General features: G+C 72.7%; 21 protein-coding genes. All 21 read right to left on the bottom strand.

Annotated features, from left to right (window positions below):
- Nucleotides 1–128: 128 nt before the first annotated feature.
- Nucleotides 129–302, bottom strand: a complete 174-nt coding sequence (locus MUN78_RS05880) for a hypothetical protein (RefSeq protein WP_244693592.1) — start codon at nucleotides 300–302, stop codon at nucleotides 129–131.
- A 183-nt stretch (nucleotides 303–485) separates the two neighbouring features.
- A complete protein-coding gene (locus MUN78_RS05875; RefSeq protein ID WP_244693591.1) occupies nucleotides 486–1316 on the bottom strand; it encodes a DUF2690 domain-containing protein in 831 nt (276 codons plus the stop codon).
- A 128-nt stretch (nucleotides 1317–1444) separates the two neighbouring features.
- Entirely contained in the window at nucleotides 1445–2365 is a 921-nt protein-coding gene (locus MUN78_RS05870; protein WP_244729429.1) for an RluA family pseudouridine synthase, read from the bottom strand.
- Complete coding sequence (lspA, locus tag MUN78_RS05865) at nucleotides 2352–2960, bottom strand: signal peptidase II (protein ID WP_244729427.1); 609 nt, start codon at nucleotides 2958–2960, stop codon at nucleotides 2352–2354. Before lspA ends, MUN78_RS05870 begins: the two co-directional genes overlap by 14 nt.
- An 8-nt stretch (nucleotides 2961–2968) precedes the next feature.
- Complete coding sequence (locus MUN78_RS05860) at nucleotides 2969–3652, bottom strand: DivIVA domain-containing protein (RefSeq protein ID WP_244729425.1); 684 nt, start codon at nucleotides 3650–3652, stop codon at nucleotides 2969–2971.
- An 88-nt stretch (nucleotides 3653–3740) separates the two neighbouring features.
- Nucleotides 3741–4037 carry a YggT family protein gene (locus MUN78_RS05855; protein WP_244693587.1) on the bottom strand — a complete coding sequence of 99 codons (297 nt, stop codon included), beginning with the start codon at nucleotides 4035–4037 and terminating at the stop codon, nucleotides 3741–3743.
- 3 nt (nucleotides 4038–4040) lie between these two features.
- On the bottom strand, nucleotides 4041–4547 hold the full coding sequence (locus MUN78_RS05850; protein WP_244729423.1) for a cell division protein SepF: 507 nt from the start codon (nucleotides 4545–4547) through the stop codon (nucleotides 4041–4043).
- A gap of 30 nt (nucleotides 4548–4577) precedes the next feature.
- Nucleotides 4578–5285 (bottom strand): YggS family pyridoxal phosphate-dependent enzyme, encoded by a 708-nt coding sequence (locus MUN78_RS05845; RefSeq protein ID WP_244729421.1) that lies wholly within the window; start codon nucleotides 5283–5285, stop codon nucleotides 4578–4580.
- Nucleotides 5286–5290: 5 nt separating this feature from the next.
- The gene (gene ftsZ / locus MUN78_RS05840) at nucleotides 5291–6520 is read right to left on the bottom strand and encodes a cell division protein FtsZ (RefSeq protein ID WP_244729419.1); all 1230 of its coding nucleotides are present in this window, start codon (nucleotides 6518–6520) and stop codon (nucleotides 5291–5293) included.
- Between the two features lie 169 nt (nucleotides 6521–6689).
- Nucleotides 6690–7829, bottom strand: a complete 1140-nt coding sequence (locus tag MUN78_RS05835; protein ID WP_244729417.1) for a cell division protein FtsQ/DivIB — start codon at nucleotides 7827–7829, stop codon at nucleotides 6690–6692.
- A gap of 13 nt (nucleotides 7830–7842) precedes the next feature.
- Nucleotides 7843–9282 carry a UDP-N-acetylmuramate--L-alanine ligase gene (gene murC, locus MUN78_RS05830; RefSeq protein WP_244729416.1) on the bottom strand — a complete coding sequence of 480 codons (1440 nt, stop codon included), beginning with the start codon at nucleotides 9280–9282 and terminating at the stop codon, nucleotides 7843–7845.
- Between the two features lie 121 nt (nucleotides 9283–9403).
- Nucleotides 9404–10582 (bottom strand): MFS transporter, encoded by a 1179-nt coding sequence (locus tag MUN78_RS05825; RefSeq protein WP_244693581.1) that lies wholly within the window; start codon nucleotides 10580–10582, stop codon nucleotides 9404–9406.
- A 3-nt stretch (nucleotides 10583–10585) separates the two neighbouring features.
- Nucleotides 10586–11662: a UDP-N-acetylglucosamine--N-acetylmuramyl-(pentapeptide) pyrophosphoryl-undecaprenol N-acetylglucosamine transferase gene (locus MUN78_RS05820; protein ID WP_244729414.1), complete on the bottom strand. Its 1077-nt coding sequence runs from the start codon at nucleotides 11660–11662 to the stop codon at nucleotides 10586–10588.
- A complete protein-coding gene (locus MUN78_RS05815) occupies nucleotides 11662–12876 on the bottom strand; it encodes an FtsW/RodA/SpoVE family cell cycle protein (protein ID WP_244729412.1) in 1215 nt (404 codons plus the stop codon). The genes MUN78_RS05820 and MUN78_RS05815 overlap by 1 nt, the downstream gene beginning before the upstream one ends.
- A gap of 5 nt (nucleotides 12877–12881) precedes the next feature.
- On the bottom strand, nucleotides 12882–14426 hold the full coding sequence (gene murD, locus MUN78_RS05810) for a UDP-N-acetylmuramoyl-L-alanine--D-glutamate ligase (protein WP_429952301.1): 1545 nt from the start codon (nucleotides 14424–14426) through the stop codon (nucleotides 12882–12884).
- On the bottom strand, nucleotides 14408–15493 hold the full coding sequence (gene mraY, locus MUN78_RS05805; protein WP_244729408.1) for a phospho-N-acetylmuramoyl-pentapeptide-transferase: 1086 nt from the start codon (nucleotides 15491–15493) through the stop codon (nucleotides 14408–14410). The genes murD and mraY overlap by 19 nt, the downstream gene beginning before the upstream one ends.
- Nucleotides 15490–16902 carry a UDP-N-acetylmuramoyl-tripeptide--D-alanyl-D-alanine ligase gene (locus MUN78_RS05800; protein ID WP_244729407.1) on the bottom strand — a complete coding sequence of 471 codons (1413 nt, stop codon included), beginning with the start codon at nucleotides 16900–16902 and terminating at the stop codon, nucleotides 15490–15492. The genes mraY and MUN78_RS05800 overlap by 4 nt, the downstream gene beginning before the upstream one ends.
- Nucleotides 16899–18455, bottom strand: a complete 1557-nt coding sequence (locus MUN78_RS05795) for a Mur ligase family protein (RefSeq protein WP_244729405.1) — start codon at nucleotides 18453–18455, stop codon at nucleotides 16899–16901. Before MUN78_RS05795 ends, MUN78_RS05800 begins: the two co-directional genes overlap by 4 nt.
- Nucleotides 18452–20281 carry a peptidoglycan D,D-transpeptidase FtsI family protein gene (locus MUN78_RS05790; protein ID WP_244729403.1) on the bottom strand — a complete coding sequence of 610 codons (1830 nt, stop codon included), beginning with the start codon at nucleotides 20279–20281 and terminating at the stop codon, nucleotides 18452–18454. Before MUN78_RS05790 ends, MUN78_RS05795 begins: the two co-directional genes overlap by 4 nt.
- A gap of 27 nt (nucleotides 20282–20308) precedes the next feature.
- Nucleotides 20309–20923, bottom strand: a complete 615-nt coding sequence (gene ftsL, locus MUN78_RS05785; protein WP_244693573.1) for a cell division protein FtsL — start codon at nucleotides 20921–20923, stop codon at nucleotides 20309–20311.
- Nucleotides 20920–21906 (bottom strand): 16S rRNA (cytosine(1402)-N(4))-methyltransferase RsmH, encoded by a 987-nt coding sequence (gene rsmH, locus MUN78_RS05780; RefSeq protein ID WP_244729401.1) that lies wholly within the window; start codon nucleotides 21904–21906, stop codon nucleotides 20920–20922. Before rsmH ends, ftsL begins: the two co-directional genes overlap by 4 nt.
- Nucleotides 21907–21909 lie beyond the last annotated feature (3 nt).

The raw sequence follows: 21909 nt of genomic DNA, 5'->3' as shown, positions 1-21909 counted from the left end.
CCGAGGACTTCCAGGGTACCGCTCACGGCTCCGCGTCGGCGCGCGCCGACCGCCCGAGTCGTATGCGCGTTCGTGCATACGACGGCGCGCCGGGGATCCCGACGCCCGGTCCCGACCTCCCGGCGGGGTCAGCGCACGTCGGCGCCGCAGTACGGGCAGTCGTACGCCGCTTCGGGACGGGCCATGCGCTTGAAGACCGTGTGCCACTGCTGGCACATCGATCGGAGGATCCAGTCGCCGCGCGTGGTCTTCGATGCCGTGAGTTTCAGCGCCGTTGGACGCTCCGCGATCGCGTTCGCCATGGTCTCGCCCCTTCGAGGTATGGGAATGGGTACGGAAGCGAACGGATGCTACGGTGACGTCCCCCGCCTCTGCCTGCAGTCAAGCAGCCCGGCGGCGCGTTCTGGCCGTTTCCGGACCCGAACGGAAAGTCCGAACGCCTGCGTCGCCGGCGACGCCCGGGATGACGGGCATCGCTCGGCGCGTTACAGGCAGATCGGCGGGGCGAGTTCGACCGCTTCCCGGTCGACCGTGAACCTCGCGATGCCGCAGAGGTTGGCGTCGGCGTCCACCTCGGCGATCATCGCGGTGGAGACGGACTGCACATCGTAGGCGGTCTGCTCCTGCGCGCGTGCGCTCTCGAGGTCGGCGGCCGGGTAGAGCTTGAAGGAGAGCGAGTTGCCCGCGCTCTTGCCGTCGTAGCGCGTCACCCGCCCCCACGCCGACATGCAGGAGGGGGAATACAAGATCTGCACCTGCACCTCGTCGTCGGCGCGCAGTTCGCTCGCGAGGATCTCCGCGTCATCGGTGCAGACGGTCCGACGCGGATCGACGCCGTCCGCCGCGTCGAGCACCGCGGAGCGTCCGCCTCCGGCGCGCTCCTCCATCCCGCCGATCTGCGCGAGCCAGATCGTGCTCGTGAGGGCCGCGGAGACCACGGCGGCGCCCACGGCGATGACGAGCGTCTGCGCGATCGAGAGCCGCCTCGGCGCCTTCGCGACGGAGACCTCGGGGTCGGCCGCGGCCGCGGCCGCGCTCCGGGGGTCGAGCGAGTGGCGCCGTGCGACCCAGGCCTCGCGGTCTCCGCCGAGCGCCTCGACGAGCTTCACCACGGTGCGCTCGGTCGGCAGCCGTCTCCCGGAGAACGCCTCGGAGATGACGCTCTTCGAGACGCCGGTGCTCGCGCTCAGCGCGGCGAGCGTCGGATCGCCCACCGACATCCGGAGCGCGCGCAGCTCCGCCGCGAACAACTCGGCGGAATCGGCCGACTGGTCCCCCGCGCGGCCGACGGCGCTCGGGTCGAATCCAGCGGTCATCGGGCGTTCTCCTCCTCGGCTGCCGCTTCGCACGGGGACCGGCCCCGAGCCGCCGAAGCGGACGACGGTTCAACGATACTCGATCCTCGTGCGCCGCCGTCGTCCCGCCGGGCCGGCCGCGCCCGCGATCAGCCCGCGTCGAGGACGTCGAGTGCGTGCTGCAGATCGGCCGGATACCCGCTCTCGAAGGCGACCGGCTCGCCGTTGCCCGGGTGGCGGAATCCGAGGCGCTTCGCGTGCAGCCACTGGCGCTGGAGCCCCAGACGCTCGGACAGCGTCGGATCCGCGCCGTACATGCCGTCGCCCACGCAGGGATGCCGCTGCGCGGACATGTGGACGCGGATCTGATGGGTGCGCCCCGTCTCCAGCCGGATCTCGAGCAGGGTGGCGTAGGGGAAGGCCTCGAGGGTCTCGTAGTGCGTCACGGAGGGCTTGCCGTCGCGGGTGACGGCGAAGCGCCACTCGTGCCCGGGATGGCGCCCGATCGGCCCCTCGATCGTCCCGGAGAAGGGGTCGGGGTGCCCCTGGACCACGGCGTGGTAGATCTTGTCGACCTCCCGCTCCTTGAACGCCCGCTTGAGCTCGCGGTACGCCCGCTCGCTCTTGGCGACGACCATGAGCCCGCTCGTGCCAGCGTCGAGTCGGTGAACGACGCCCTGGCGCTCGGCCGGCCCGGAGGTCGCGATCCGGAACCCCGCGCCCGCGAGGGCGCCGAGCACCGTCGGCCCCTCCCAGCCGAGCGAGGGGTGGGCCGCGACCCCGGCCGGCTTGTCCACGACGACGAGGTCGTCGTCCTCGTGGACGATCCCGAGCTCGGGGAGATCGATCGGCACGATCTCGGGACCGCGCTTCTCCTCCCAGGAGACCTCGAGCCAGCCGCCCGCGGGGAGACGATCGGACTTGCCGAGCACGCGTCCGTCGACGGCGACGCCGCCCCCCTGCGCGAGTTCCGCGGCGAAGCTGCGCGAGAAGCCGAGGAGCTTGGCGAGCGCCGCATCGACGCGCTCGCCCGCGAGTCCGTCGGGGACGGGGAGGCTACGGTGCTCCATCGCCCGGCTCCTCGCTCGCCTCGGGCGCCTCCGCGCGCCGACGCTGCCGGGGCGATCCGTCGATGGGCAGGCCGAGCAGCGTGATGACGATGAACAGCGCCATGCCGACGACGATGCCCATGTCGGCGATGTTGTAGATCGCCGGGGGGAAGCCGAGCCACATCCACGGGGTGAGGATGAAGTCGATCACGTGCCCCTCCGGGAATCCGGGTGCGCGCGTGAGGCGGTCCGTGAGGTTGCCGAGCACGCCGCCGAGGAGCAGACCCAGGAAGATGGCCCACGGCAGGGAGCGCAGGCGCCGGATCTGCCACAGGATCACGACGACCACGACCGCCGCCAGGATCGTGAAGATCCAGGTGGCGCCGCTCGCGAACGAGAACGCGGCTCCCGGATTGCGCACGAAGTGCCACTGCAGGAACTCGCCGAGCACCGGGACGGATTCGCCCTCGGGGAGCGTCGCGACGACCCAGTTCTTGACGAGCTGATCGGCCGCGAACACGGCGATCGCGACGCCGAGCAGCAGCAGGGGCACGGCTCGGCGTCGCGATGAGACGGGGGCGGCGGGATGACCCGCCGCGTCGGAAGCTTCGTTCACGCTCCCGGCTACTGCAGGCCGTCCGGCGCGCCGGCCGGCTCGGGCGAGCCGTCGAGCCCGCGCAGCTGGGACTGGATGTAGGAGCGGAGCGTGGAGCGGTACTCGCCCTCGAACTGCCGCAGGTCCTTGATCTTGAACTGCAGATCGCTGCGCTCGTCGCCGAGCACGCGCAGCTCCTCGGCGCGCTGCTTCTGCGCCTCCTCGACGAGCTGGCGCGCGGTGCGCTCCGCGTCCTCGATCATCTGATCGCGCTTGGCCTCGGCCTCGCTGATGAGCGCGTCGCGGGTGGACTCGCCCTCGTGCACGTGCTTGTCGTGGAGCTCGAGGGCGAGCTGCAGCATGGCGCTCGACTTCACCGCGTCGGGCTGCGGCACGGCCGCGGACTCCGCCACGGGCGGCGCGGCCGCCACGGGGGCGGCCGGTGCCGGCGCCTCGACGACGATGGTCTGCTCGGACGCCACGGCATCCTCCCGGGGCGTGCTGGTCTCGGCGCCCTTGCCGGCTTCGCAGGCCGCGAGCTTCGCCTCGAGCTCCTCGATCTGCCCGCGCAGCTCCGCCTTCTCCTGCTCGTGCAGACGCAGCTCCTCGACGATCGTGTCGAGGAAATCATCGACCTGGTCGAGATCGTAGCCGTCGCGGAACTTGGTGATCGTGAACTTCTGATTCACGACATCTTCGGGAGTCAGGGCCATCGTTACGTCTCTTTCGCTTCGTGACCACTGACGTGGTCTGCATCAACGCTAGCAAATAATGTCGGTTTCGCGCAGGTCCGCGCTCGGGCTACGCCCATCCCGGGATGAGCGCGAGCAGGATCCAGCAGGCCAGGAGCGTGAGCATCCAGCCGAGATCGAGGGAGATCTGGCCGATCCTGATGGGCGGCAGGACGCGCCTGAACATCTTGATCGGCGGATCCGTCAGGGTGTAGACGAGCTCGATGAGCACCGCGAGCACGCCCCGGGGACGGAACCGGCGGTTGAGCACCAGGATCCAGTCCAGCACGAAGCGGGCCCAGAGCACGAAGATGTAGATCCGGAGCGCGATCTGCAGTACGGTCCCGATCGCGAGGACGATCCCCACGGCCTACGCCGAGGGAGCGACGAAGAAGGAACCGCCGTCGCCCTGCGGCGCCTCCTCGGCGCTGCCCACCTCGATGTGCTCGGGCGAGAGCAGGAAGACCTTGCTCGTGACCCGCTCGATGCGTCCGTGGAGCCCCATCGTCAGCCCGCTCGCGAAGTCGATGAGGCGCTTCGCCTCGGCGTCCTCCATGCGCGAGAGATTGATGATCACGGGGATCCCCTCGCGGAAGCTCTCGGCGATGACCTTCGCGTCCCGGTACTCGCCGGGGTGCACCGTGAGGATCTCGTTCATGGACGGGGCCGACTGGGGCTTGGTCGGGGTGACGCGGCGCAGCGGCGTCACCGCGGCGCGCTGGGCGGCGGGCCGCGGTGCGGGCTCCGCCTTCGCCTGGGCGGCGGGTGCGCTCTGGCGCTGGGTCGGCTGCGCCTGCTGCGACTGGGCGGCCTGCTCCTCGAGTTCCTCCTCGGCGAGGCCCAGGAACACCATGGTCTTCTTCAGCGGGTTGCTCATCTTCTCTCCCAACGGTGCGGTGCTTCGAGACTACCGGGGCTCCGGGCGTTTCCCGGTGATTGCGCTGCCGATGCGGAGGTGTGTCGCCCCCGCGGCGATGGCCTCGGCGTAGTCGTGGGTCATGCCGGCCGAGATCCGGTCGGCGGCGGGGTCCAGCGCGCGCACGCGATCCGAGTATCCGGCGAGCCGCGCGAACGCCGCGGCCGGCGGTTCCTCGAGCGGCGCCACGGCCATGACGCCGCGCAGACGGAGGCCCGGCGCCTGGAGGACGCGCTCCGCGAGCGCCTCGATCCCCTCGGGGGCGACGCCGCCGCGCCCCGGGTCGTCGGTGAGATTGATCTGGAGGAAGGCGTCGATGACGCGACCGGGTGCTTCCTCCGGTCCGAGGGCGAGAGCGTCGACGAGCCGCTCGCGGTCGATCGAGTGGATCGCCGCCGCGTACCGCGCCGCCTGCCGCGCCTTCTTCGTCTGCAACTGCCCGACGAAATGCCAGCGCAGCCCGAGCCCGGCGAGTTCCTCCGCCTTGGCCTGCGCCTCCTGGTGCCGGTTCTCCCCCACGTCGCGCACGCCGAGCCCGGCGAGCGCGCGTACGAGCGCGGCGGGGTGGAACTTCGTGACGACGATGAGCGTCGTCGCGTCCTCGCCGCGTCCCGCCGCTCGGCTGGCCACGGCGATCCCCTCCCTGACCGCGGAGAGGCGGTCCGCGAGGGCGGGATCCGCCGATGCCTCGACTGCCATCGCGCCTACTTCAGGAAGTCGGGGATGTCGAGGTCGTCGTCGTCGCCGTCGAAGGCGGGGTCGGGCAGCTGCGCCTCGACCGGCGGGTTGGCGAGCACCTCGCCGAACTGACCGGTGGCCGGCGCCCCGCGCTCGGGATCGCGCTCGACATTGCCGTTGAACCCGGGGAAGCCGAGCCCCGTCGCCTCGGCGGTGGCCGCCGCGGCGGGCCGCCCCGCCGCGACCTCCTCGAGGCCTTCGACGTGGCTGCCGCGGCGACCGCGCTCGGGGGCCGAGACCTGCGGGCTCGGCTCGGCGTCGAATCCGGCCGCGATGACCGTCACGCGCACCTCGTCGCCGAGGGTGTCGTCGATCACCGTGCCGAAGATGATGTTCGCCTCGGGATGGACGACGTCCTGCACGAGGGTCGACGCCTCGTAGATCTCGCTGAGCGCCAGGTTCGAGGAGCCCTGGATCGACAGCAGCACGCCGTGCGCGCCCTCGACCGATGCCTCGAGCAGGGGCGAGGCGACCGCGAGCTCGGCCGCCTTGATGGCCCGGTCGGCGCCGCGCGCCGATCCGATGCCCATGAGCGCGGCCCCCGCGCCCTGCATCACGGACTTGACGTCCGCGAAGTCGAGATTGATGAGGCCGGGTGTCGTGATGAGGTCCGTGATGCCTGAGACGCCGGCGAGCAGCACCTGATCGGCGGCGGCGAAGGCCTCGATCATGCTGATGCCCGGCTCGCTGATGTCGAGGAGGCGGTCGTTCGGCACGACGATGAGGGTGTCGACCGCTTCGCGGAGCGTGCTGACGCCCGCATCGGCCTGGGCCGCGCGGCGCTTGCCCTCGAAGCTGAAGGGGCGCGTCACGACGCCGATGGTCAGCGCGCCGATGGACTTGGCGATCCGCGCGACGACGGGCGCGGCGCCCGTGCCGGTGCCGCCGCCCTCGCCCGCGGTGACGAACACCATGTCGGCGCCCGCGAGGGCCTCCTCGATCTCCTCGGCGTGGTCCTCGGCGGCGCGCCGTCCTACCTCCGGGTCGGCGCCGGCGCCGAGCCCGCGCGTGAGCTCCCTGCCGACGTCGAGCTTCACGTCGGCGTCGCTGAGCAGCAGCGCCTGCGCGTCGGTGTTGACGGCGATGAACTCGACGCCGCGCAGGCCGAGCTCGATCATGCGGTTGACGGCGTTCACGCCGCCGCCGCCCACACCGACGACCTTGATCACCGCGAGGTAGTTCTGGTTGCCTGACACCTGGATCCTCCGCCCCTAACCTTCAACCTTTACCTAAGATTCAAGGTTAGTATCGCCGTATACATTTCCTGCGCACCACGGTAGGGCCAGCGACGACCGCGCGCCCCGAGACACGCCGAACGAGCGCAGCTCGCTCCCCGCGGTCGGCGAGTCGCTCGGCGAGCCTCGGTCACCGGAAGACGGGCGCCTCCGAGGAGGAGACGTCGATCTGCTCGACGGGACGGTCGCCGAGCGCGGTCAGCATCTGCCCGAGCACGACGGACTTGAGGGCCGAGCGATCCGCGTCGCCCCAGAGCACGGAGACGCCCGTGTCGAGCGTGAAGGTCACGTCCTGCGCGCTCGTCGCCGTCGCCGCGGTCATCCGGGAGCGCAGTTCCGCCGGCATGTCCCTGAGCGCGGCCGACGCCGAGGCGAAGGCCGGTGAGGAGACGTCCGCGATCGCCCCGCCGCCGAGGGGCACGCCGGCGATCGGGGTCTCGGACGCCCCGAGCACGACGCCCGCGGCGTCGTAGAGCGCGTAGCCGTCCCCGTCGGATCCGATCGCGAGCACGGGGACGCGCTCCTCGATCCGCACGATCAGCGTGTGCGGAGGCACCCGCTCGACGGCGTACTTCTGGATCAGCGGGAAGCCCTCGAGGGCGCGGTGCACATCGGCGTCCTCCACGAGCGCGAGCGGTCTCCCCTCGAGCTCGGCGAGCGCGGCTTCGACGGCCGCGGCGTCGACCTGCGACGCCCCCTCCAGCCGCACCGAGGCGACGGCCATGAGCGGCGTGAGCACGCCGACGCCGACGAACAGCGCGAGCGCCGCGACCGCGGACCCCGCGATGAGCCAGCGCCGCCGTCGCGCGCGGGCGAGCGCCGAGAAGCGTCGGCGCTCGCGCCGGAATCGCGCCTTCCGCTCGCGACCCGCGGCGCGCACCCGGCGTTCGGCCGCGCGCACGCGCGCCTCCGCGTCCCGCACGGGATCCTCGCCCGGCTCCCGCCGCAGGCGGGCGAGCGCCGCCCCCAGCCGCCCGTCCCCGGCGGGGGCGACGGCCGCGTCGTCGCGCCCCGCGCGGAGCTCGCCGAGATCGACCGTCGGAGCGAGGGGGGACGGCGCGTCGCGCTCCGGCGCATCGGCCTCGCGCGGCGCAGTCTCCGGTGCCCCGGACCCCGGCAGTCCGGGTCCGGGCGCACCGGCTCCCGGCGGTCCGGTCTCCGGTAGTCCGGTCACCGGCGCGGCCGACGGCTCCGCGGCGCGGTCGCCCGTCCGCCCGCGCCCGGGGCGCCGCGGTTCCGGGCGCCGGTCGAAGCCGCTCGGCCGCTTCATCGCTCGCGCCGCCTCATCGGCCTTCCGGGGAGACGCGCTCGCGCAGCGCCTCGACGATCTGCGGAATGATCCGGTACACCGTGCCGCAGCTCATCGTGACGAGCACGTCGCCCGGCCGTGCGAACGCGGCGAGGTAGTCCGCCGCCTCCTGCCACTCGGGGACGTAGGCCACGCGATCCGCGTCCGTGAAGTCATCGGCCACGAGCGCGCCGGTGACCCCGGGCACCGGATCTTCCCTGGCGCCGTCGACGGCGAGCACGACGGTGTGGTCGGCGCCGCGCTCGAGCACCTCGGCGAACTCGCGGTGGAGGAGGCCGGTGCGACTGTAGAGGTGCGGCTGATGGACGGCGATGAGCCGCCCTTCGCCCACGACCGCGCGGGCCGAGTCGAGCAGCGCCGCAACCTCCGTGGGGTGGTGCGCGTAGTCGTCGTAGACCCGCACTCCCCCGACCTCTGCGTGGAACTCGAAGCGGCGCTTCGTGCCGCCGAACTCCGCGATGGCGGCCAGCGCGGCGCCGGCCTCGAAGCCGAGTCCCGTGAGCACCGCGAGCGCGCCGACGGCGTTCACGGCGTTGTGCCTGCCGTACACGGAGAGCGCGGCCTCGTGGCGCTCCACGCCGTCGGGGCCCGCGAGCTCGACGGCGAACCGCGCCGGCCCGCTCGTGTCGACCTCGACGAGCCGCACATCGGCGTCGGCGGCCTCGCCGAAGGTGCGGATCCGGGAGGCGTCGAAGGCCGGATCGGCGCGGAGCGCCGCGAGCACCTCGCGGGCCCCCGGATCGTCCGCCGAGATGACGAGCTGCTCGCGCGCGCCGCGGGCGAAGTCGACGAATGCCGCCATGAACGCCTCGCGCGAGCCGTAGAAGTCGAGGTGCTCCGGATCCACGTTCGTGATGAGCGCGATGGCGGTGTCGTAGAGCAGGAACGACTTGTCCGACTCGTCGGCCTCGATCACGAAGAGCTCGTCGCTGCCCTGCCCGGAGCTCACGCCGAGGGACTCGATGATGCCGCCGTTGACGAACGAGGGATCCGCGCCGGCACCGAGCAGGCCCGTCACGATCATCCCGGTGGAGGTCGTCTTCCCGTGCGCCCCGGCGACCGACACGACCCGCTTGCCCCGCGCGAGCCAGGCGAGGCCCTGCGAGCGGTGGAGCACCGGCAGACCGCGCTCCAGGGCGGCACGGTACTCGGGGTTGTCCTGCCACAGCGCGCCCGTCACGACGAGCGTGTCGGCATCCCCGACGTTCGCCGCGTCGTGCCCGATCGCCACGGGGATCCCGATGGCCTCGAGGGCCGCCGTCGAGTAGTTCGCGCTGCGATCGGAGCCGGTGACGGGGACGCCGGCCTGGTGCATCATCCGCGCGATCCCGCTCATGCCGGAGCCGCCGATGCCCACGAAATGCACCCTGCCCAGATCGGCGGGGATCTCGAGCTCGAGATCGGGATAGATCATGGGTCCTCCTAGCGGGGCGAAACGACACTCCAGCGTACCGCTCCCCGCCCGGGCGCGCGGTGAGACCCGCGCGCCCGGCCGGGGAGAACCGAGGTCGCCGGACGGCCGGAGCGGGGCGCGGTCAGGCTGCGGGTCGCTCGGCCTCGGGGCGGGGCACGAGCGGCGTCGCGATCGCGGGCGCGAGCGCCGTGAGCGCCAGCGCGGCCGGGACGCCGATGAGGCCGATGGCCGCGCCGACCACCGGACCGACGGCGGCCGCCGCGAGGAACTGCCCCGTGTTCTGCACGCCGAGCGCGCGGCCGGCCCATCCCGGCCCGGCGATCTCCGCGACCGCGGTGAACGCGAGGCCGTTGTCCGCGACGCTCACGCAGCTCGCCACGACGTACGCGATGGCGGCCGGGATCGCCCACTCCGCCCAGCCGCAGGCGGCGGTCGCCAGCAGCGCGACGATGCCGACGATCGCCACGAGGCGGAGCGGCCCGAGGCGACTGGCGACCCGGTCGCTCCAGACGCCGACGAGGATCCGTCCCGCGGCCCCCGCGAACTGGGCGCCGGCGACGAGGGCGCCGGCAGCGAGCGCGCTCCACCCGAAGCCGACGGTGAACCAGACGAGCCCGAAGGTCGACAGCGCGAACTGCGGCACGACGAGGAGGAGCGACACCGTGTGGATCCGGGCGAGCGTCCCCGATGCCCGGTAGGGGTTCCCCGCCGCCGCGATCTGGGCGCGCGGCGGCCGCTGCGGATCGCGCACGGCGACCGCGCAGCAGACGAGGCTCACCAGGGTCAGCGCGCCGCCGAGCCCCAGGGCCGCGGGGATCCCGCCGGCCTCCGCGAGCGGCGGCACGCCGAGCGCGGCGATCGCCATGCCCAGGGGCTGGCAGGTCTGCCTGATCCCCATCGCGAGTCCGCGCCGCTCGGGCGGGAACCAGCCGGTGATGAGCCGGCCGCTCGCGCTGTTCGTGCACGCGGAGAGCGCGCCGCCGACCACGAGCGCGACGCCGAGCCAGGCGAAGCCGTGGACGAGCATCGACGCCGCCACGGCGACGACCGTGAGCGCGAGACCCGCGAGCAGCACGCGGCGCTCGCCGAAGCGATCGGTGGCGGCGCCCCACGCGACGAGCGAGAGCACGAGTCCGAGGTTCGGCGCGCCGGCGAGGAGGCCGGCGGCGGCGAGGCTCAGCCCCTCCGCCGTGTGCAGGTGCGGGATGAGGAAGGCCGGGGCGGCGGTGACGACGGTGGTCGCGGCCTGGGCCACGACCATGACGCCGAGCATCGCCCAGAGCCGGGCGGGGACGCGCACGGCTCAGCGCGCCGCGAGCGCGTCGCGGACGAGTGCCAGCAGCCGCTCCGTGCCGTCGAGCGTCCCCACACCGCGGGCCCGCTCGGACATCCGCGCGAGTCGCGCTCCGTCCAGCGCGAGCGGGATCAGTGTCTCCCGCACCCACGCCGGTGTGAGCTCCGCGTCCTCCACGAGCAGCGCCCCGCCGGCCGCCACGACGCTCGCGGCGTTGAAGCGCTGCTCGCCGTTGCCGTGGCTGTAGGGGACGAGGACGGCGGGGACGCCGAGCCCGGCGAGCTCGCTGACGGTCGTCGATCCCGCGCGCGACACGGCGAGGTCGCAGGCGGCGAGGGCGAGGTCCATGCGATCGCAGTACTCCAGCACCCGGTAGTCGGCGACGCCGGGATCCTCGAGCTCCGTGAGCCCGCCCCAGATGTGGAGCACCTGGATCCCCGCGGCGGTGAGCTCGGCCGCCGCACCGGCGATCCCCCGGTTGATCGCGCGCGCCCCGAGGGAGCCGCCCGTGACGAGCAGCGTGCGGCGCGCGGGATCGAGGCCGAAGTGCGCGCGCGCCTCGGCGCGCAGCCCGGCGCGGTCGAGCCCCGTGATCTCCGGCCGCAGCGGCATGCCGGTGACGCGGGCGTGCGGGATCGGCGTCCCCGGGAACGTGACGCCGACGAAGCGGGTGGCGCGCGCGCCGAGCCGGTTCGCCATTCCCGGCTTCGCGTTGGCCTCGTGGATCACGACGGGCACACCCTCGGCCGCTCCCGCCCGGTAGGCGGGTGCCGAGGCGTACCCGCCGAAGCCGACGACGACGTCGATCCCCCGCTCCCTGATGAGCGCGCGCACCGCCCGCACGGCGCGGGCGAAGCGCCGGGGGAAGCGCAGCGCGTCGAGGTTCGGACGGCGCGGGAACGGCAGGCGCTCGATCGTGACGAGCTCGTAGCCGCGCTCGGGGACGAGGCGAGCCTCGAGCCCCTCCCGGGTCCCGAGCACCGCAATCCGGGCCTCGGGCTCCTCGGCGCGGATGAGGTCGGCGAGGGCGAGGAGCGGGTTCACGTGCCCGGCGGTGCCGCCGCCGGCGAGCAGATAGCTGGTCATCAGGGGGTCGACGTCCTTCCGCCCGCCTCCGCGAGCTCGTGCTGGTACTGCGCGCCGTCGCGCGCGATCGAGATCACGACGCCGAGCGCCGTGAGGCAGGCGACGAGCGCGGTGCCGCCCGCGCTGATGAGCGGGAGCGGGACGCCGAGCACCGGGAACACCCCGATGACGACGCCGATGTTGATGAAGGCCTGGCCGACGATCCAGACGAGCACGCCGCCCACCACGGCCTTGCCGAAGCGGTCGCGCGCCCGCGTGATGACCCTGAGCATGACGACGGTGAGCACCACGAACATCGCGATCACGAGCAGCGCGCCGATCAGGCCGAGCTCCTCGCCGACGATGGCGAAGATGTAGTCGTTGTCCGCCGCGGGGAGCCAGGACCACTTCGCCTTCGAGCCGCCGAGGCCCACGCCGAAGAGGCCGCCCCCGGCGAGCGCCCACAGTCCGTGCAGCGGCTGCCAGCCGAGCCCGCTGTAGTCCTCGTTGCCCGAGGCGTGGCCGAGCAGGCGGTTCAGACGGTTCTCGCTCGTGAGCACGAAGAACACGACGGCGAGCACGCCTCCGAGCGCGATCACGCCGAGCGTCTTCCAGCTGATCCCGCCGAAGTACATCGCGCCGATCACCATCGCGGCCATGACGAGCACGGTGCCGAGGTCGCGGCCGAGCAGCACGACTCCGAGGGCGATGAGCGCTCCGGGGAGGATCACGGGGATCATCTCGTGCCGCATGCGTCCGAGCAGCGGCTCCTTGCGCAGCAGCACGGTGCCGATCCAGACGACGAGGGCCAGCTTCAGCGCCTCGGAGGGCTGGGCGCTGAAGCCGCCGATCTGGATCCAGTTCCGGTTGCCGTACACGTCGATGCCGAGCGGCGTGAACACGAGCAGCTGGAGCACGATGCCGAGTCCGAGGAACCACCACGCCCAGCGCTTCCAGAACGCGAGCGGCAGGGCCGCGGCGATGAGCATGAGCGGGATGCCGATGAGGGCGAAGGTCGCCTGCTTCCAGAAGCCGCCGAAGAAGCCCTCGTCGGCTACGTAGGACGTGATCGACGAGGAGGAGAGGACCATGATGAGCCCGAAGCCGACAAGGAGGAAGGTGATCGCGTACAGCGCCACGACGGTGCGGTCCGAGCCCGTGCGCAGCGCGGCGCCGAGCGAGATCCGCGCCTGCCCGGGCAGGCCTGCGGAGCCGCCGCCGCGTTCGCCCGCCATGCCCGTCACTCCAGTTCGCGCACGGCGGCCTGGAATCGGCGGCCGCGGTCGCCGTAGTCGGCGAACTGGTCCATGGAGGCCGCCGCCGGCGAGAGCAGCACGGTATCGCCGGCCCCGGCGATCTCTGCGGCCGCGCGCACGGCCTCGCGCATCACCCGCTCGGCGTCGGCCGCGCTCTTCTCGCCCGGAGCGACGCGCACGACCGGGATCCCGGCGGCGTACCGGCCGAGGGCCGCCGCGAGCGGCTCCTGATCGAGACCGATGATGACGGCGCCGCGCAGCCGGTGGGCGTGCGCCGCCACGAGCTCGTCGACGTCGACGCCTTTGAGGAGCCCGCCGACGATCCACACGACCTGCTGCATCGCGCGCAGCGAGGCGTCGGCGGCGTGCGCGTTCGTCGCCTTCGAATCGTCGATGAAGCGCACCTCGGCGACCGTGCCCACGGGCTGGGCGCGGTGCGGATCGGGCTCGAACTCGAGGACGGCGCGGGTGATCTCGGCCGGCTCGACGCCGCGCGAGCGCGCGAGCGCGCTCGCCGCGAGCACGTTCTGCACCATGTGGGGCGCGGCGAGGTGGCGTTCCGCCAGCTCGGCGACCGTCACGAGTTCGAAGGCCTCGCGCTGCCGCTCGGCGTGGAAGCCGCGATCCACGAGGATGCCCTCGACCACGCCGAAGCCGCTCGGCGGCGGCGAGTCGAGGCCGAAGCCGATCGCTCTGGCCCCCTCGACGACGTCGGCCTCCTCGACCATGCGCTCCGTCTCGGCGTCGGCGCGGTTGTAGACGCAGGCGACCTGGGTGTGTGCGTAGACCTTCGCCTTCGCCGCCCAGTAGGCCTCCCGCCCGCCGTGCCAGTCGAGATGATCGTCCGCGAAGTTCAGGCAGGCGCTCGCGTAGGGGGAGATCTCCCCGAGCCGCTCCAGCTGGAAGCTCGAGAGCTCGACGACGATCGCGTCGTAGCCCTGCGGGTCGCGCAGCGCATCGAGGATCGGGGATCCGATGTTCCCCGCCGGGGTCACCCGCAGCCCGCCGGCGGCGAGCATGTGCGCGGTGAGGCGGGTCGTGGTGGTCTTGCCGTTCGTGCCCGTGATGCAGATCCAATCGGCGATCCGATCGGTCTTGTCGCGCAGTCTCCACCCCAGCTCGATGTCCCCCCAGACCGGGATGCCGCGCTCGGCGGCCCAGGCCGTGAGCGGGTGATCGGGCCGATAGCCGGGCGAGACGACCACCAGGTCGGGACCGAATGCGGCCAGGTCGCCGAGCTGCTCGGGATTCGTCTCGGCGCAGAACCGCTCGGCGCCGATGACGTCGAGCAGGCGCTCCCGATCGGCGTCGGGCGCGCCGTAGACGACGCGCACGCGCGCGCCGAGCTCGACGAGGGTGTCGGCGACGGAGAAGCCGGTCACACCGAGTCCGAGCACCGCGACGCGCAGCCCCGACCAGTCGTGGTGCCAGCTCGAGAGCGCGAGCACGCGCTCGCGCGAGGCGGGATGTTCAGCTGAGGGCACGTTCTGCTCCGTCGTTCCGTCCGCGGTCACTGCTGCAGCAACCATTCGCCGTAGAAGGCCCCGACGCCGGCGACCACGAAGAGCCCGGCGATGATCCAGAAGCGCACGACGACGGTGACCTCGGCCCACCCCTTGAGCTCGAAGTGGTGGTGGATCGGGCTCATGAGGAAGATGCGCTTGCCCTTGGTGACCTTGAAGTACAGGCGCTGCAGGATCACGGAGCCCGTCTCGATGATGAAGAGGCCGCCGATGAGCACGAGCAGCAGCTCGGTGCGGGTGAGGATCGCGAGCGCCGCGATCGCGCCGCCGATGCCCATCGAGCCGGTGTCCCCCATGAAGACCTGCGCGGGGTTGGTGTTCCACCACAGGAAGCCCGCGACGCCGCCGAGGAAGGCGGCGGCGATGACCGCGAGGTCCATGGGATCCCGCACCGCGTAGCAGCCGGGCTCCCCCGCCGTGCTCGCGCAGCTCTGCGCCGACTGCCAGAAGCCCATGATGAGGTACGCGCCGAAGGCGAAGATCGCGGCGCCCGCGGCGAGGCCGTCGAGCCCGTCGGTCACGTTGACCGCGTTCGTCGTGGCCGTGACGATGACCATCACCCAGATCACGATGAGACCGACGCCGATGATCGGGCCGAAGGTCATGAAGTCGAAGGGCAGGTCGCGGAAGGCCGAGATGCGCGTGGAGACGGGCGTCAGCCCGGCCTCGTTCGCGAACTGCAGGCCGAGCAACGCGAAGGAGACGGCGATCACCACCTGCCCCGCGATCTTCGCCCAGCCGTTGAGGCCGGCGGAGTTCTGCTTGCGCGCCTTCATGTAGTCGTCGATGAAGCCGACGAGCCCGGCGCCGACGGCCATGAGGATCACGAGGAGCGCGGAGGGCGAGGGCGTCTCGCCCATCACGAGCTTGCCGACGAAGTAGGCGATGACGGAGCCGGAGAGGAAGATGAGGCCGCCCATCGTGGGCGTGCCGCGCTTGACCTCGTGCTCCTTCGGACCGTCGACGCGGATCGGCTGCCCCCAGCGGAGCCGGTTGAAGCCGCGCACGAACAGCGGCGTCAGGAGCAGCGAGTACAGCAGCGAGAAGCCGCCGGCGATGAGCAGCGCGATCATGCGAAGGCCTCCCCCAGGCGATCGCCGAGGGACTGGAGCCCGGCGGCGTTCGACGACTTCACGATGACGGTGTCGGCCGGGCGGAGCGTGTCCGCGAGGTATCCGAAGGCCTCGTCCTGCGTCTCGAAGAACACGCTCTCGCCGTCCCAGGAGCCCTCGTTGATCGCGCTGATGTGCAGGTGCCTGGCCTCGGCTCCCACCACGACGAGCTCCGAGATGCCGAGCCGCACGGCGAGGAGGCCGATCCTCCGGTGCTCCTCGATCGAGAACTCGCCGAGCTCGCTCATCGCGCCGAGCACGGCGACGGAGCGTCCCTCGGGCCTGCGGATCTGCGCGAGCGTGCGCAGGGCGGCGCTCATCGAGTCCGGGCTCGCGTTGTAGGCGTCGTTGATGATCGTGATGCCGTCGCGGCCGCCGAGGGGCTGCATGCGCCCGGGCGCCGCGATCGCGGTCTCGGCGAGGCTCTCCGCGACAGCATCCAGGGAGAGCCCGAGCTCGAGGCCGATCGCGGAGGCCGCGAGCGCGTTGGCGACGTGGTGCTCGCCGAGCACGGGGAAGTGCAGGCGGGCCGACGCCTCGCCGGCGCGGAGGAGGAAGCGGGTGCCGTCCGGGCCGGAATCGACGTCTTCGGCGCGCACCTCGGCCTCCGGGTGCAGCCCGAACCAGCGCACGCGCGCCTCCGTGAGTCCCGCCATCTGCGCGACCCGCGGGTCGTCGCGGTTGAGCACGGCGACGGCGGATGCCGGGAGGTCGCGCACCATCTCGCTCTTCGTGCGGAAGGTCGTCTCGATGCCGCCGAACTCGCCCGCGTGGGCGAGACCGACCGAGAGGACGACGCCGATATGGGGCGGCGCCATCGCGGTCAGCCGCGCGATCTCGCCCTCGGCGCTCGCCCCCATCTCCGCGACGAGGGCGTCGGTGCCCGCGTCGACGCGGAGCATGGTGAGCGGTCCGCCCACCTCGTTGTTGAAGGACTTCTCCGAGGCGACGGTCGCGATCCCGGCGCGCTCGGTCATCGCGGCGACGAGGTTCTTCGTCGTGGTCTTGCCGTTCGAGCCGGTGATGCCCACGATCGTGAGCCTCCCGATCTCGCGCACGCGGCGCACGACCTCGGTCGCGAGCGCGCCGAGGGCGAGCGTCGATTCGGGCACGATGACCTGCGGCACGCGATCGTCCACTGAGCGCTCCGCGACGACGAGCGCGGCGCCGGCGTCCACCGCAGCGCCCGCGAAGCGGTGGCCGTCGGTCTCCTCGCCGCGCCGGGCGAAGAAGATCTGGCCGGGGCGCACCTCGCGCGAGTCGGTCTGCGACGCGCCGCCGACCACGGTCTCCGGCGTCGCCCCTCCCGTCCCGAGGAGGAGCTCGCCGCCCACTGCGGACGCGATCTCTGCGAGCGTCAAATCGATCACGGGAGCAATCCTGCCTCGCGGAGCGCGCCGCGTACCTCGTCACGCGCCGAGTAGGGGAGGAATTGCCCGGCGACTTCCTGATGGTCCTCGTGTCCGGGACCGGCATACAGGATAACGTCATCGGGGCCGGCCATCGAAATGGCCAGGCGCACGGCCGCGCGCGGATCCCCCTCCTCGATCACGGTCGCTCGGTTCGCCGAGCGGGCGCCGGCGAGCAGCTGCGCGCGGATCGCCTCGGGCGGCTCGGAGCGCGGGTGGTAGTCGCAGACGATCACGGTGTCGGCGCCGGCGGCCGCGATCCGCCCCATCTCCTCGCGCTTGCTCGTGTCGCGGTCGCCGTCGGCGCCGAACAGGAAGATGATGCGGCCGGGGGCCACCTCGCCGAGCGCGTCGAGCATGGCCTCGAAGGCGCCGGGCGTGTGCCCGTAGTCGACGAAGAAGCGCGGGCCCGCGCCCCCCGTCGTCATCTCCTCGAGGCGGCCGGGGATGAACACGGGGATGCGGCCGCCCTCGAGGCCCGCCTCGACGCGGGCGATCGGGATACCCGCCTCGTGGAGCATGATGAGGGCGAGCGCGGCGTTCTCCGCCATGAACCGGCCGAAGACGGGCACGCTCCCCCGGAACATGGCCCCCTCGGGCCCCTGCAGCACGAAGGACACGCCGTCGAGCGACTGCCGCGTGACGGCGAGATACCAGTCGGCCTCCTGGCCGTACTCCGTCGCGAGGGTCGTCACCGGGATCCGGGACTCGCGCGCGATGCGCTGGCCGTAGGGCGAGTCGACCACCACGACGCCGCGAGCGGCGCGCTCGGGCGTGAACAGCGCGGCCTTCGCCGCGAAGTAGGACTCGAGATCGCCGAACTCGTCGAGATGGTCCTGCGAGAAGTTGTTGAAGGCCACGACGTCGAAGTGCACGCCGTCGAGCCGGTGGCGCACGACCGCCTGCGCCGACACCTCGATGGCGACGCCCTCGACGTGCTCCTCGGCCATCCGGGCGAGGAGCCCGTGGAGCTCCGAGGCCTCCGGGCTCGTGAGGTTCGCCGGGATCACCTCGTCGCCGACCCGGCGCTCGGCGGTCGAGCTCAGGCCGGGCGTGAGCCCCGCGGCGCGCAGCAGCTCCGCGATGAGGTACACGACGCTCGTCTTGCCGTTCGTGCCGGTGATGCCGAGGATCTTCGCGTCGAAGTCCGCCGTGCCGTAGACGGTCGCGGAGAGTTCGCCGAGCAGGCGCCGCGGATGCTCGGCGGAGACCAGCACGGGCAGGGTCGCGCCCGCCTCGCGCACGAGCTCCGCGCCGGCGGCATCGGTGAGGATCGCGACGGCGCCGCGTTCCGCGGCCTGGGCGGCGAAATCCGCGCCGTGCCGGCGCGCCCCGGGCATCCCGACGTAGAGGTCGCCGCGGCGGACGTCGCGCGAGTCGAGCGACACGCCCGTCGCCGAGGCCGCGGAGGCGGCCCCGTCGGGCGCCGCGAGACCGAAGCGCTCGGCGAGTGCGGCGAGCGGGACGGGGACGGGGTGCTTCGGGCGAATGCTCAGCGCATCTCCGGTACTCACGTGGGGTGGCCTCCTGGGCGGGTCTCAGTACTCCGTGGGGAGCGGGGTGAACTCCCCGGTGGACGGCGGGATGTGGAACGTGCGGATCGTGGCCTCGGCGGCGTCGTGGAACGCCGCGATCGCCGCGGAGCTGCCGTCTCCCCCGGTGCCGGGAACGCAATCGATGCTACCGCGACGTACTGCGGGTCGTCGGCGGGGAAGATCCCCGCGAAGGAGTGCACGTAGTCGGTGCGGTACAGGCCCGTCGCGGGATCGACCTGCTCGGCGGTGCCCGTCTTGCCCGCGATCCGGTAGCCCGGGATCGATACGAGGTCCGAGAACCAGCCCTCGGTGGTCACGGTCTCGAGCATCGCCATCACCTGCCCAGCGGTGTCCTCGGTGACCGCGCGCACCTCCTCCCCGTGATCGGGGACGGTGCGGGTGCCGTCGGCCTCCGTGCAGGAGCTCACCACGCTCGGCGGCACGCGGACGCCCCCGTTCGCGATCGTCTGGTAGACGCCCGCGGTCTGCACGATCGTCGAGGAGAGCCCCTGGCCGAACATGGTGTTGTAGGAGGTCTGGGCGTCCCAGTCGGCGTAGGGCGCGAGCATGCCGGAGTCCTCCACAGGCATCCCGGCCTGTGTCGACTCGCCGATCCCGAACTTGCGGAGGTAGTCGTAGCGGGTCTCCGGACTCAGCCGGCTGCCGAGCATCGAGGTGCCCACGTTGGAGGACTGCACGAGGATGCCGGTCAGCGTCCACTGCATGGGCGGGTGGGGGAAGGAGTCGCCGAAGCGCACGTCGGCCTCGGGCTCGAGGTAGTCGGGGGTGAGGTTCTGCGTGGTCGGCGTCGCGGCTCCCTGGTCGATGAGCGAGGCGGCGGTGATCGTCTTGAAGGTGGAGCCGGGCTCGTAGGGCGCGACGAAGGACCGGGCCTCGCGCTTCGTCGGATCCGAGGCGTCCACGTCGTTCGGGTCGACGGAGCCGTCCTCCGCGACGGCGACGAGCTCGCCGGTGCGCACGTCCATGACGACGAGGTAGCCCCACTCCGCCCCGACCTGCAGCACCTGCTCGTTGATGGCCTGCTGCGCCTCCCACTGCAGGTCGCGGTCGATGGTGAGCTCGACGGTGCCGCCGTTCACGGCCTGCTCGGTGACCACGACGCTGCCGGGGAGCGCCACGCCGTCCTCGCTGCGCTCGTAGGTCTCGGTGCCGTCGACGCCCGTGAGGCACGCGTCCTGCGAGACCTCGACCCCCGCCTGCGGCACGTCCTCGAAGCCGGAGAAGCCGATGAGGTTGCCGGCGACGGCGCCGTTCGGGTAGCTCCGCGTATGGTGCTCGGTGAAGGTGAGCCAGCCGATCTCGAGCTCCTTGAGCGCATTGAGCTGCGTGAGGTCGATCCCGCGCTTCACGTACGCGAAGTCGGACTTGGGATTCTCCGCGAGCGCGTCGTCGACGATCTTCTGGATCTCCGCGGCGCTCTGCCCCGTGACCGCGCCGATCTCGGCGAACGCCTCCTCGGCGGTGACCTCGACGGTGGCCGCTCCCCCGCGCTCGGGGTCGCTCCGCCAGAACTTGCCGCCGTTGAGCTTCGTGTTCTTCGGGGAGAGCTGCACGTCGTAGCGCTCGTCCGTCGTCGCGAGCACCTCGCCGTCCCGGTCGACGACGTCGCCGCGCACGCTCGCGATCGTGACCGGCACGGCGCGCTTGTCGAGCGCGTCGGCGTTGAGCGCGGCGGCCGAGACGATCTGCACGTCGACGAGCCGCACGAGGAAGACGAGCGAGGCGAGCACGACGACGCCGAGCGCGATCGCGCGGCGCTGCCGTGAAGTGCGCGAGTTCCGCATGTTTCCGCTTTCCCTCTCGCCCGCCCCCTAGTGGGTCGCCGGGGCGGGCAGCTTGCCCTTCCACCGTACCGGCGCCTCCGTGGACGCGTCCTGGGATCCGGCGGCCGGGGCGTCGCGGGAGACGAGGAGCCCCGCGGCGTCCACGACCGGCATCGTCTCGAGGGTCGCGTTCGGCACGAGGTTCCCCTGCGCGGCCGTCGTCTCGGTCTCGAGCGAGCCGAGCACGGCGCCGTCGCTGAGCCGCAGAGCGGCCGGTCTGACGTTCTGCACCATGCCGAGCTGCGCGGCGTTCTCGGCGAGGTTCTGCGGCGAGGAGAGCTTGTCCACGTTCTGCGAGAGCACGCGTTCGACCCGGCTGAGGTCGCGCTGCTCGACCTCGAGGGCGCGGGCCTCGTACGCGCCCTGGGAGATCGCGATGCTCAGCCCCAGCTGGGTCGCGAGAATCGCGAGGATGACGCCGACGGCGAGGAGCGCCCCCACGAGGGGGCTGCGGCCGGCGCGTTTCGCCGCCGCAGGCGCGGGTTCCGCGAGCCGCAGGTGGCGCTCGCCTGGCGCGCCGGGAGCGCCCGGCGCGCGGACGGGCGAGGGGTCGGCCGCACGCGCCCAGTCGGGCTCCCGTTCGATCGGGACGGTGGTGTTCATCGTGTGTCCCTCATCCGTTCGGCGGCGCGCAGTCGCACCGGGATCGCCCGCGGATTGCGGGCGCGTTCGTCTTCGGAGGCGAGTTCGGCGCCGCGGGTGAGCAGGCGGAACTCGGGCCGATGCTCGGGGAGCTCGACCGGGAGGCCCGGCGGGGCCGTCGACGTGCTGCGGCTCGCGAGCTCGCGCTTCACGAGGCGATCCTCGAGGGACTGGTAGGACATGATCACGGCGCGACCGCCGACGCCGAGGAGCGACAGCGCCGCCGGGATCGCCCGCTCGAGCACGGAGAGCTCCCCGTTGACCTCCACGCGCAGGGCCTGGAAGACCCGCTTGGCCGGGTGGCGCTGATCCCGCACCGCCGCGGGAGTCGCCCGCTGCAGCAGCTCGACGAGCTGGCCGCTGCGGAGGATCGGCTCCTCGCGCCGGGCCGCGACGATCGCGCGGGCGTAGCGTCCCGCGAGGGGCTCCTCCCCGTAGCGCTCGAAGATGGCGCGCAGCCGCCCTTCGGGGGCGGTCGCGAGCACCTCGGCGGCCGTCTCCCCCGCGTGCTGGTCCATGCGCATGTCGAGCGGCGCGTCCTGGGCGTAGGCGAAGCCGCGCTCGGCGTCGTCGAGCTGCAGCGAAGAGACGCCGAGATCGAAGAGCACGCCGTCGATGCGGGTGACGCCCGCCTCCCGGACGGCCCGCGCGATCTCGTCGTAGACGGCGTGCACGCGGATCGCGCGGTCGCCGAAGCGGCCGAGCCGCGCCCCGGCGAGCGCGAGCGCCTCCGTGTCGCGGTCGAGGCCGATGAGCGTGAGGCCGGGGTGGGCGTCGAGCAGGGCCTCGCTGTGGCCGCCCATGCCGAGGGTCGCGTCGACGACGACCGCGCCGTCGTGCGCGATCGCCGGGGCGAGCAGTTCGAGGCAGCGCTCGAGCAGCACCGGCGTGTGCAGCCGGCTCGGGTCCCGCCCGTCGGGCGTGTTCGTCTCGTCTTCGGTCATCGG

Source organism: Leucobacter allii, from assembly GCF_022919155.1.
GTDB lineage: Bacteria > Actinomycetota > Actinomycetes > Actinomycetales > Microbacteriaceae > Leucobacter > Leucobacter allii.
The sequence above is the reverse complement of the archived record's forward strand: the minus strand, read 5'-3'. Positions and strand labels throughout refer to the sequence as shown.